Origin of the sequence: Flavobacterium sp. (assembly GCF_049318325.1) — a bacterium.
Classification (GTDB): domain Bacteria; phylum Bacteroidota; class Bacteroidia; order Flavobacteriales; family Flavobacteriaceae; genus Flavobacterium.
Genome location: NZ_JBMOGQ010000062.1, coordinates 1 through 12,326, shown reverse-complemented (window position 1 = coordinate 12,326; position 12,326 = coordinate 1). Strand labels below are relative to the sequence as shown.

7 protein-coding genes are annotated in these 12,326 nt (G+C 33.1%); 2 read left to right on the top strand and 5 right to left on the bottom strand.

Annotated elements, in window-relative coordinates; genetic code table 11:
• The 5 genes from ACOYLP_RS07050 to ACOYLP_RS07030 all read right to left on the bottom strand — a co-directional run.
• Nucleotides 1–1,791 (bottom strand): glycoside hydrolase family 13 protein (locus ACOYLP_RS07050; RefSeq protein ID WP_422855478.1); only part of this gene is annotated, 1,791 nt, incomplete at its 3' end.
• Nucleotides 1,792–1,884: 93 nt separating this feature from the next.
• The gene (locus tag ACOYLP_RS07045) at nucleotides 1,885–4,188 is read right to left on the bottom strand and encodes a glycoside hydrolase family 65 protein (RefSeq protein ID WP_422855477.1); all 2,304 of its coding nucleotides are present in this window, start codon (nucleotides 4,186–4,188) and stop codon (nucleotides 1,885–1,887) included.
• Between the two features lie 25 nt (nucleotides 4,189–4,213).
• Nucleotides 4,214–4,867 (bottom strand): beta-phosphoglucomutase, encoded by a 654-nt coding sequence (pgmB, locus tag ACOYLP_RS07040; protein WP_422855476.1) that lies wholly within the window; start codon nucleotides 4,865–4,867, stop codon nucleotides 4,214–4,216.
• Nucleotides 4,868–4,877: 10 nt separating this feature from the next.
• Nucleotides 4,878–6,284 (bottom strand): MFS transporter, encoded by a 1,407-nt coding sequence (locus ACOYLP_RS07035; RefSeq protein WP_422855475.1) that lies wholly within the window; start codon nucleotides 6,282–6,284, stop codon nucleotides 4,878–4,880.
• A gap of 154 nt (nucleotides 6,285–6,438) precedes the next feature.
• Nucleotides 6,439–7,458 (bottom strand): LacI family DNA-binding transcriptional regulator, encoded by a 1,020-nt coding sequence (locus ACOYLP_RS07030; RefSeq protein WP_422855474.1) that lies wholly within the window; start codon nucleotides 7,456–7,458, stop codon nucleotides 6,439–6,441.
• Nucleotides 7,459–7,683: 225 nt separating this feature from the next.
• Here ACOYLP_RS07030 and ACOYLP_RS07025 point away from each other — a divergent pair, with 225 nt between their 5' ends.
• On the top strand, nucleotides 7,684–10,635 hold the full coding sequence (locus ACOYLP_RS07025) for a SusC/RagA family TonB-linked outer membrane protein (RefSeq protein ID WP_422855473.1): 2,952 nt from the start codon (nucleotides 7,684–7,686) through the stop codon (nucleotides 10,633–10,635).
• A gap of 11 nt (nucleotides 10,636–10,646) precedes the next feature.
• On the top strand, nucleotides 10,647–12,269 hold the full coding sequence (locus ACOYLP_RS07020; protein ID WP_422855472.1) for a RagB/SusD family nutrient uptake outer membrane protein: 1,623 nt from the start codon (nucleotides 10,647–10,649) through the stop codon (nucleotides 12,267–12,269).
• The last annotated feature ends 57 nt before the right edge of the window (nucleotides 12,270–12,326 follow it).

Sequence of the window (12,326 nt, the reverse complement as noted above, 5' to 3'; positions counted from 1 at the left end):
CCCAGATAAAATATCAATTGCGGATTGATGATTCTGAATATTTTCAGCAAAGCGATTGGTTTTGAATGTCTGTGTTTCGTTACTGTTATTGATCACAATCATAACACTTTCACTTTCATTGTAACTGAAATAAACATAGACATTATTTTCGGGAATGTAATGCGTCATTTTCCCATTGTGAATTACTGATTTTGATTTCCTCCAGTTTAATAATTTAGATGTGAATTCAAAATATTTTTGCTGTTCATTTGTTCTACCGGCTTTGGTGAAGGCATTGTTGGTGTCGCTATTCCAACCGCCAGGGAAATCTTTTCGAATATCAGCATCGCCTTTGTTTTTGTCTCCAGCCATGCCAATTTCGGAGCCATAATATAATTGTGGAATTCCTCGAACAGTTGCAATAAGAGTCATTGCCATTTGGTATTTTTTGAAATCGTTTTTATAGATTTCGTTAAACCGGTTGGTGTCGTGATTTTCAATAAAAGTCAAAATATTATTAGGATTTGAATACAAAAAATCATTCGTGAAGTTTTCATATACTTTTATTATTCCTTTATCCCAAGAGGCTTGGTCTTCATTAAAAACTGTGCTAAAAGTATCGTGTAAAGTAAAATCCATTACCGATGGTAAATGGGAATTAAAACTCTGAATGGCTCCAATTTTACTATCTTTTTGCCAATAAGCCATTTGCGCTTGATTATGCATCCAGACTTCACCAACAATATTAAAATGTGGATATTCATCGGTGATGGCTTTGGTCCATTTAGAAATTCCTTCTTTATCGTTATAGGAATACGTATCTACTCTAAATCCATCCAAATCGGCATATTCAATCCACCAAATTGCATTTTGTATCAGGTAATTTAAAACTAATGGATTGGATTGGTTTAAATCGGGCATTGATTTTACAAACCAACCATCCATACAATTTTTAGCATCAATTTTTGATACATTGACATCAAATTGCGATGTCATTCTGTAGTTAGATTGTGTAAACTCTGGAAATTGATGCACCCAATCTTTAGTAGGCAAGTCTTTATACATCCAATGTTGCCAACCCCAATGATTGGTTACATAATCCATAATGTTTTTCATTCCTTTTTTATGTAATCCTTCACTTAATCTAAGATAATCCTTATTGGTTCCATATCGCGGATCAATTTTATAAACATCAGATTGGCCATAGCCATGATAGGAATAGCTTTCATCATTATCTTCACAAAGGGGAGTGCACCATACAGCTGTTGCGCCTAATTCTTTGATATAATCTAAATGATTAATAATACCTTCAATATCGCCACCATGTCTTCCACCTGGCAAATTCCGATTGGCTTTTTCAGTAGTTTCAGCTGAACTGTCGTTGTTTGGATTTCCATTGGCAAATCGATCCGACATGATAAGATAGATAACATCCGAGCTATCATAACTTTTTCTAAATTTAGAATTCTCTCTCCTTGTTTTAATGGAGTAGTTTCTAGTAAATGATTTCTTGCCGTTTTTAAATGTAAAAATTAAATCCTGTGCAGGAACATTTTTGGTGTCAATAGTCACAAAAATATAGTTAGGATTTTCTGTTTTTTGAATGCCTTTGATGATTATATCATTAGAAACAGAAACTTCGTTTTGGGAAATGTTTTTTCCATAGAACATAATTTGCAAATCAGCATGGTTCATACCTTCGTACCAAAATGGAGGTTCAATTTTGTCAATTGCTTTGCTTGTTCGGTCTTTGGCCTCGGGCTGTGCTAAAACTGAATAAGAAATTAGGAAGAAGAAAAACACTTTTTTCATAGTTCGCTATTTATAAACCATATAAGGCATATAAGGACAAATAAGAAAAACTTAAATGAACTTATATACCTTATATGGTTCAATTAATTATTTTTATACTGTTACCAAACTATTTGGCTCGACCGAAACTTCTTTTCCGTTTACAAAAACAGAAATTGTAGTGTCACCTTCTAGAGTAAAATTAGTTTCGTTTTGATGAACGGAAACTTTCAAAATTTGGTTTCTAAAATTGATTTTGAATGAATAGCCATCCCACTCTTTCGGAATTCTTGGTTCGAAATGCAGCGCATCATTTTTGACTCTCATTCCGCCAAAACCTTCTACAATACTCATCCAAGTTCCTGCCATGGATGTGATGTGTAAACCTTCTTCCACTTCTTTATTGTAATCATCTAAATCCAATCGTGATGTTCTCAAATAGAACGTATATGCTTGTTCCATTCTGCCCAAAGTAGCTGCCTGAATCGAGTGAACACAGGGCGAAAGCGAACTTTCATGAACTGTAAATGGTTCGTAGAAATCGAAATGTTTTTCCAGTTGTTCTTTGGTGAAATGATCTTCGAAGAAATAGAAACCTTGTAAAGTATCCGCTTGTTTGATATAAGGCGAACGCAAAATTCTGTCCCAAGACCATTTTTGATTGATTGGTCGTTGCGATTTGTCTAAATCGTGCACTTTTACCAATTCTTTATCTAAAAAACCATCTTGTTGTAAATACACATCATGCTCTTCTGAAAAAGGGAAGTACATATTGTCTGCTACTTTTTTCCAATGTTCAATTTCTGTAGTGTCTAATTTTACTTTGCTCATTATTCTTGTATGATCAGCATTGTATTCTTTCTGAACTTTGTTGATTTGCTCGATGGTATAATCAATACACCACTTGGCTAAATAATTAGTATAGAAATTATTATTGACGTTGTTTTCATATTCATTAGGGCCGGTAACGCCCAAAATAACATACTGATTTCTAAAAGTAGAAAAAGTTGCTCTTTGATGCCAAAAACGGGCAATTCCAATTAATACTTCTAATCCTTTTTCAGGAATGTAAGAGTAGTCTCCAGTAAATCGGTAATAGTTAAAAATAGCGAAAGCAATTGCTCCATTTCTATGAATTTCTTCGAAGGTAATTTCCCATTCGTTGTGACATTCTTCACCATTCATAGTTACCATTGGATACAAAGCCGCACCATTTGCGAAACCTAATTTACCTGCATTTTCAATAGCTTTGTCTAGTTGATTGTAGCGATAAGCCAAAAGATTTCGAGCTACTTGTTGGTCTTTGGTAGCCATATAAAAAGGAATGCAATATGCTTCGGTATCCCAATAGGTTGAGCCGCCATATTTTTCGCCGGTAAATCCTTTTGGACCAATATTCAAACGGGAATCTTTCCCTAAATATGTTTGATTTAAATGGAAAATATTAAATCGAATTCCTTGTTGCGCTTTTACATCGCCATCAATAGTAATGTCGCTCATTTCCCAAATTTTTGCCCAAGCTGCAATTTGATTATTTACTAATTGGTCGTAGCCAAATGATAATGCTTTCGCAATAACATTTTGGGCCGCAACTTGTGTGTTTTCGTGATTCATTGAAACGGTATAACCGCCTAATTTTTGAATTGAAGCAGTTTGTCCTTTAGCTGCAGTGACTTCATAAGTAAACTGTACTTTTTCGTTCGAAGTTTCAATATTTGAAGGAAAAGCGTTTTGTTTTTGACCATTTACTAGAATACTATTTTGCATGAAAGTAGTAGCGATGAAATGAGTTTTGAACGTTCGAGCAGTTACAAATCCTTCATTACCTGAGTTTTTAACTTCTAGTGGCTCCCAGAATTTTTCTTCCCAATTGGCATCTTCATTGTGAACTCCGGCATCTAGATAAGGTTTGAAGATTATTTTGGCATCATTGTTTAATGGTGTAATTTCATAATTGATAACACCTACTTCATCCATATCTAAAGAAAGAAAGCGGCGAACATTGACAGCAATTTGAGTTCCATTTTGCAAAGTAGCTTCAAAAGAACGATTGTAAATTCCTTCTTTCATATTTAGTTCCCGACGGAAGTTTTTCACTATTGCACAAGCTGCTAAATCAAGATTTTCTCCATTTATTTCGATGTTGATTCCAATCCAATTAGGTGCATTTAATACTTTAGCGAAATATTCGGGGTACCCATTTTTCCACCAGCCCACTTTGGTTTTGTCTGGATAATATATTCCGGCAATGTAACTACCCTGGAAAGTTTTTCCTGAATAGTATTCTTCAAAATTGGCACGTTGTCCCATTGCTCCGTTTCCGATGCTGAATAAACTTTCAGATGATTTAACTTGTTCTAAGTCAAAACCTTCTTCTATAATTGACCAGTTGTCTGGTTTGATATAATCTTGATTCATTTAATTTTCCTTTTATCATTCAATTTTAGTCTATGAATGCTTCTATAAAAGAGGTATCCATAAAGGTAAAATCTTTAAAATTGTATTTTGCTTCATGGAGAATTTTTTCATCGCCAATTCCGATACTCGTCATATTGGCAATATTAGCAGCTTGAATTCCAGCAACCGAGTCTTCAAAAACCATAGAATTCTCGTTGGTTGTATTTAATAATTTCGCTGCTCTCAAAAAAACTTCCGGATCTGGTTTTGCATTGGTTACGTCATTTCCATCAACAATGGCATCGAACATGTGCAAAATTTTCACTTTTTCTAGTATTGGTCGAGCATTTTTACTAGCCGAGCCCAATGCAATTAGTTGTTTTTTTTCTTTAATATATTCTAAAATATTGACAACGCCAGGAAGAATTTCAGATTCATCCATGTTTTCAATATAAGATAGGTAATCTTCATTTTTTTGGGTTAACCATTTGGTTTTATTTTCTTCAGAAGCTTCGATGTTACCAAGTTTCAAAATAATATCTAAAGAACGAACACGACTAACTCCCTTTAATTCTTCGTTGTGTTCCGGGGTAAATTCGATTCCTAAATCGCTTGCTATTTTTTGCCATGCCAAAAAATGATATTTCGCCGTATCAACAATAACACCGTCTAGGTCGAAGATGAATGCTTTTTTTGTCATTATAAATTCTTTAACCTGAAATTGCGTTTTTGTCCGTAATAAAGAAGTTACATAATCCAGCAATAATTAGTGATAATCCAGCTAAGATCATGGCATTAATGTGTGCTTCCCCAATTAATTTGTATAAATAATTGATTCCGCCAAGAGCAGCAATAATTTGTGGAATTACAATAAACATATTGAATAATCCCATCATCATTCCCATTTTATTTGGGTTTACTGAACTTGATAGCATGGCATAAGGCATTGATAAAATACTTCCCCATGAGAAACCTATTAATATAAAGGAATACATTAAAGTTGAAGGGGTTGCATAAAACATATAAATAAAACCTAATCCACCAAGAATTAACGAACACATGTGAATATATTTTCTATTTATTTTGTTTTTCATTGTGTAAAAAGTAAGTAATAATGCAAAAGCCATTGAGGACAATCCGTAAACTCCTGTTGCTGAACCCACCAAATCGGCTGCATCATTATAAACTTTATCTTTAGATTCGTATTCTATTTTTTTGTCAGTATTGAGATAAATAACTTCTTTTTTGTCATTTTTTAATGCATTACCTTCTTTATCTAATTGAGCATATTCTTTTACATCTGGTTTAGGTGAATTAAAAACATGCTCAGTTAAAGCAGGCATTGATAAACTCCACATTGTAAAAAAAGCAAACCAACTGAAAAATTGAATTAATCCAAGTTTTTTCATTGTTGGAGGCATTTCTTTCATGCTTTTTATTAAATCTGGTATAAATCGGGATTCCTTTTTTTCTGATTCAAATTTCTCTAAATCTGAAGGTGGATTTTCTTTAGTTGTAATTATAGTGTATAATATACTTGCAAAAAACACAAATGCACCTACTGAAAACGCTACAATAACCGATGGAGGAATTACTCCAGCTGGAGCTTCATTAGAAACTCCTAATTTGTTTACCAACCAAGGTAGGTTACTAGCAATCCAAGTTCCAATTCCTATAATTAGTGTTTGAATTACAAAACCGTTTGAGCGTTGTGATTCGGGTAATTTATCGGCAACAAGAGCACGAAAAGGTTCCATGCTTATATTTATTGAGGAATCTAAGACCCATAATAATCCTGCGGCAATCCATAGGACTGGCGAGTGAGGCATGAAAAATAAAGTAATAGATGCTAAAATTGCTCCAATTAGGAAATATGGTTTTCTTCTGCCATATTTAGGGCTCCAAGTATTATCTGACAAGTACCCTATGATTGGTTGAACTAAAAGACCTGTTAGGGGAGCTGCAATCCATAAACCAGGAATATCATCTACCTCAGCGCCAAGAGTTTGAAAAATTCTAGACATGAATCCACCTTGTAGGGCAAATCCAAATTGTATTCCTAGAAATCCGAAACTCATATTCCAAATTTGCCAGAAACTTAACTTACGCTTTTCCATTATCGTAATTTAATGGTTAGAAATACGATAAGCGCAATGCTTATCAAAACTTATTTTTGTTTTCGAAGTAAAAGTATAAGCTTTGATAATTGGCAGTAAATATATAAAAGTTTTTATGATTTGGATTTACAATTAGTTTTTTTTGATAAAAAGTTTAAATTGTGGATTCTCTTTCTACCAATTCAGTTTCGATTACTTCAGTGCTATAATGTTCATCTTTTTCGTCTTCTGATTCCAATCTTTCGATAAGCATTTTTGCTGCTTTTCCACCCATTTTGATGCCATTTTGACTAACAGTTGAAATACTCGGTGTTGAATATTTTGAAATAATTCCATCAGTAAATCCAATTATTGAAAGTTCTTGAGGTACTTTAATATTCAACTTCCCAGCTAATTTGACGGCAGTTACAGCAAAAATTTCATTTACGGCAAAAATGGCATCTAGGTCATTATTTGCTAACAGATCTTCAATTAAAGCTTCAAAGTTTTCGGTATCTTCAATTTTGAGAATTAAATTCTCATCAACATTTATATCATTATTTTTTAGTGCTTTAATATATCCTTGTGTTCTTAGTATACCAACACTTACATAATCAACTGTAGTTATCAAAGCTATTTTTCTAAATCCTTTATCGATAAGAAATTGAGTAGCATTAAATGCAGCTAAATTATCGTCAATAATTACTTTATCACATAAAATGTCATTGGTAACCCGGTCAAACATAACTACAGGCATTCCTTGATTAATCACTTCCACAATATGATGAAAATCTTTTTTCTGTTGAGTTTCTTTTGAAAGCGACATAATAAAGCCGTCAATACTTCCGTTGGCTAACATTTCCATATTAATTACTTCTTTATCAAAAGATTCATCGGATAAACAAACCAATACATTATAACCATTTTCATTAGCAACATTTTCAACGCCGCTAATTACGGTTGCAAAAAAGTGATGAATAATTTCAGGAATAATAATACAAATTGTCTTTGTTTTTCTGTTTTTTAAACTCAGTGCAATATTATTAGGTTTATAGTTATATAGTTTTGCAAATGCCTGTATTTTTTGCCTAGTATCTTCGCTAATTTCTAAGCTATTTTTTAACGATTTGGAGACGGTTGATATTGATACATCTAGTTCTTTGGCAATTTGCTTTAATGTAACTTTTCTTTTCATTGTGAGAATTTGATAAATACTTAATTCTGAATAAAGGTATAGGATATTTTTTATTCTATCAATTTTAGCGTTAATTAATCATAAAAAACAAAAAGTTTTCAACACGCAAACGTTTTCGTAGCGCATTTAACAAGTGTTTATTAGTTAAGTTTATTTTTTTACCTAAATTTAACTTTCGAAGTATAAGTATAAGCACAAAATTATTTTTTAACCTAAACAAAATGTATGAAAACAATTTACAAAAAGTTGTTATTTTTATTCCTGTTGTTGCCATTTAGTTTATTGGCACAAAGTTTAAGCGGTGTAGTAGTTGATAAAAAATCGAATCAACCCTTACCTGGAGTAAATGTAGTAGTTCAAGGTGCTAATCAAAGCACAACAACAGATTTTGACGGAAAATTTAAGTTAGCAGGGCTAAAAAACGGAGACAAAGTTGTCTTAAGTTTTATTGGCTATGAATCCCAAACTTTAAATTATTCTGGTCAAAAAGAAGTCAGCATTAGTCTTGATGAAAGTGCTAACCAATTACAAGAAGTAGTGGTTCAAGTGGGGTATGGATCTGTTAAGAAGAAAGACGCTACGGGATCTACAACAGTATTGTCAGCTAAAGAATTTAATAAAGGAGCAAATGTAACTACAGAGAACTTACTTAACGGTCGAATTGCAGGGGTATCTGTTAACACAAGTGGTGCTCCCGGATCTGGTTCTGAAATTAGAATTAGAGGTGGAGCATCTTTAAACGCTTCTAATGATCCGTTAATTGTAATTGATGGTTTGCCTATTTCAAACACAACAGTTGCTGGTTCTACTTCTTTCTTAGCATCATTAAATCCAAACACAGTTGAGTCAATCACGGTGCTTAAAGATGCGTCTGCAACAGCAATTTATGGTTCTAGAGCATCAAATGGTGTTATTTTAATAACTACCAAAAAAGGAGGAAAAAAACTATCAGTTGATTATAATTTTCAATATGGTTCTGGTAGAGTAGTTAAAACGGTTGATGTTTTTGGAGCTGATCAATTTAGAGAAGTGATTGCTGATAAATATCCGGCTTTAGTTCCGACATTAGGAAATTCAAATACAAACTGGCAAAACGAAATTTATAGAAGAACAGATTTTGTTGATAATAGTTTGTCTATCAAAGGGAATTTATTCAACGCGATTCCTTCTCGTCTTACTATTGGAAACACGTATCAAGAAGGATTAAGGTTAACTAATAATTTTAATAGAAATACTGTGTCTTTAGCATTAGCGCCAAGTATGTTTAAAGATCATTTAAAGATCAAACTTAATGCTAATTATACCAATGAGCGAAATAGATTTACGCCTGGGGTAGAAGGAAGTGCTTTGTCTTTTGATCCAACACAACCGGTATATGACCCATCATCTCAATTTGGTGGTTTCTTTGAATATAGAGATACTTCTATATCAACAACTACAGTAAATGCTTTAACGCCTAATGTTGCTAGAAATCCTGTTGCTGAACTACTTCAAACTAACGATAGAGGTTTAAGTAATAGAATTTTTGGTAATTTTGAAGTTGATTATAAACTGCATTTTTTACCTGAGCTACGTTTTGTAGTGAATTTAGGATATGATCAAGCTAAGGGGGAAAGAACAAAAAGGGTTCCAACTAATAGTGCTGTTGCTTTCAGTAATCAAAACACTATTTATGGAAATAATGAATTTGCTGAAGAAACAATCACTAATAAGTTGTTAGATGCTTACTTAAACTATAACAAAGCATTTGGTAAACTTAATTTGGATTTGACAGGTGGTTATTCTTATCAAAAATTCGAAAAAGAAAGATTTGACAGAGGTAATGTTAACAATCCTCAATTAGCAGCTAATTTCCCAGAAACTTCTATCGATCCAGATATTGTATTACTTGGTTACTTTGCTAGAGCTAACTTTACTTATAACAGTAAATATCTTTTAACTTTAGCATATAGAAGAGACGGGTCCTCAAGATTTTCAGAGAATAACCGATGGGGCAATTTCCCTTCAGCATCTTTTGCATGGAAAATATCAGAAGATTATTTTAAAGAAAACAAAACTATTTCTGATTTAAAAATGAGATTGGGTTGGGGTGTTACCGGACAACAAGACACAGGGGCTGAACGTTATGGTTATCTTGAAAGATATAATCAAGGTGATGGTGTTTCGCAATATTTCATTGGTGGCGTTGCTTATCCGGTAGGTGTTCCAACAGCAAGAACAGCAATTAAATGGGAAGAAACAACAACTTACAATATAGGTCTTGATTATGGATTATTTAAAAACAGAATTACGGGTTCGATAGATGCATTCTATAAATTATCAGAAGATTTATTGTTTAATGCACCTACTGCCGATGGTTCTAACTTTACGAATTCAAGTTTCCAAAATATAGGGTCTTTTAGTACTAGAGGTTTAGAGTTTAATTTAAACGCTGATATAATTCAGAACGAAGGCACAGGTTTTAATTGGAATGTTAATTTTAATGCCACCACTTACCAAAGAAAAATTGAAGAGGTAGATCCTTTTACTCGAATTGAATTTGGAGGAATTGAAGGAGGTACTGGAGCAAGTGTATTGGTAAACCAATCTGGTTATACTCCTGGTTCATTTTATGTATATAAACAATTGTATGATACTAGCGGAAATCCTATTGAAGGTGCTTATGCTGATTTAAATGCAGATGGTATTATCAATTCTGATGACAGATATATTTACAACAATTCAGATCCAGATTTATTATTAGGTTTTGCCTCTAACATTAATTACAAAAATTTTGATTTTTCTTTTAACTTAAGAGCTAGTTTTGGAAATAGAGTTTTTAATAATGTGAAATCTAATAGAGCTGTTTTTGCTAGAATGCAACCTTCAGGAACACTTGCAGCAGCTAACGTACCAACTTCTGTTTTAGACACCAACTTTGAAAATACCACTAATACTTTAACATCTGATCTGTATGTTGAAAATGCTTCTTTTTTAAGAATGGATAACATTACATTAGGATATACTTTCCCAAAATGGTTAGAAGGCAAAGCTTCATTAAGATTGTTTACTGGTATTCAAAATGCATTCATTATAACAGATTACAGCGGTTTAGACCCTGAAATTACAGGTGGAATTGATAGAACAATTTATCCGAGACAAAGAAGCTTCTTGTTTGGAGCTAATGTTAAATTTTAATAATTATTGCAATGAAAAAAATTAAATTAAATTTATTTATGTTTTTAAGTCTCTTGGTAGTCACACAATCGTGTACAGGCGACTTAAATGTTACGCCAGAAGATGACGACGATTTCTTGTCTGAAGATTTCTTTGCTCAACCTGATGCATATAAGAGGGCACTTGCGGGTGTTTATGGAAATCTATCTTTAACTGGTACAAATGGTGCCGGATCTTCTTTATTGCAAGGTATCGATCCAGGTACTAGTCAATATTCTAGATGCGTATGGTATCTTCAAGAATTATCTACAGATGAAGTTATCTGGTCTTACGAAGGATCTAATGATCCTGGAGTTAGAGAAATTCAAAGAAATATTTGGAGCGGAGAAAATCCCATTTTCCTAGGAATGTTTAGTAGAGGTATGGTTCAAGTAGCTTTGTCAAATGAATTTATCCGCCAAACTACTCCTGAAAAATTGAGTTCTAGAGGAGTAACAAACACAGCGGAACTTATGGAAATTGGCTATTACAGAGCCGAAGCTAGAGCTTTGAAATGTTTGGCCTATTACCATCTGCTAGATTTGTTTGGTAAAGCACCTTTGGTAACTGAAAATGATCCGGTTAATTTTAGAGGACCTCAAATGGATAGAACACAATTGTTTAATTACATTGAGACTGAATTGTTAGCTGTTTTACCTTCTTTAAAAGATGCTAGAACAAATGAAAGTGGTCGTTTAGATAAAGCATTTGCTTGGGCAATACTTTCTAAAATGTATTTAAATTCAGAGGTTTACACAGGAACTCAAAGATATCAAGATTGTATGACTATGTGCTCAAACATAATAGGAGCGGGTTATCAATTGAAACTAAATTATTTAGATAATTTTAAAGCTGATAACAACACATCTTCGGAATTGATTTTTGCAATTGAATCAGATGGTCTAAAAACACAAAATTATGGTGCAACTACTGTAATGTGTAATGGGCAAGTAGGTTCAATTGAAGGTAATGGACAAACTTTATATGGTGTAAATGGATGGGGAGGCGCATTAAGACTTCGCAAACAGTTTGTTCAAAAATTTGATGGATCTGAATTTGATTTTGATTCTAGAAAAACAATTATCTCTGCTGGAAGACCTATAGAAATATCTAACGTTGCTATACAATCTCAAGGTTATGTACTAGGTAAATGGTCTAATAGAACTTCTACAGGTTTACCTGGTCAAAGTTCAGCTTTTGTTGACACTGATTTCCCATTGTTTAGACTTGCAGATTTTTACCTAATGTATGCAGAAGCTCAAATGAGAAGAGATGGTGCTACTAATGGAAATTCAACTGCTAATGCTGATGCCACCTCACTCGGATACATCAATGCTTTAAGAGAAAGAGCAAATGATGGTAATTTTGCAAATGTTAATACAGGTCAAGTTACTTTAGATTTTATGATCGATGAAAGAGCAAGAGAATTACATTGGGAAGGTCATAGAAGACAAGATTTGATTCGTTTTGGTAAATTCACTGGAGGTACTTATACATGGGCATGGAAAGGAAATGCAACGAATGGTGTTTCTATTCCGGCTAATTTTAAAGTTTTTCCGTTGCACCCAAACACAATTAATGCCAATCCAAACTTAACACAAAATACAGGTTATTAATAATTAATAAAAAAAATGAAAAAAATGAAAAATACATTCAAAATACTTATTGCAGCT

Bases quoted from the DNA above. Each gene is read 5' to 3' on its own strand.
- ACOYLP_RS07045 (WP_422855477.1), bottom strand. From the start codon at position 4,188: ATGAATCAAGATTATATCAAACCAGACAACTGGTCAATTATAGAAGAA.
- pgmB (WP_422855476.1), bottom strand. From the start codon at position 4,867: ATGACAAAAAAAGCATTCATCTTCGACCTAGACGGTGTTATTGTTGAT.
- ACOYLP_RS07035 (WP_422855475.1), bottom strand. From the start codon at position 6,284: ATGGAAAAGCGTAAGTTAAGTTTCTGGCAAATTTGGAATATGAGTTTC.
- ACOYLP_RS07030 (WP_422855474.1), bottom strand. From the start codon at position 7,458: ATGAAAAGAAAAGTTACATTAAAGCAAATTGCCAAAGAACTAGATGTA.
- ACOYLP_RS07025 (WP_422855473.1), top strand. From the start codon at position 7,684: ATGAAAACAATTTACAAAAAGTTGTTATTTTTATTCCTGTTGTTGCCA.
- ACOYLP_RS07020 (WP_422855472.1), top strand. From the start codon at position 10,647: ATGAAAAAAATTAAATTAAATTTATTTATGTTTTTAAGTCTCTTGGTA.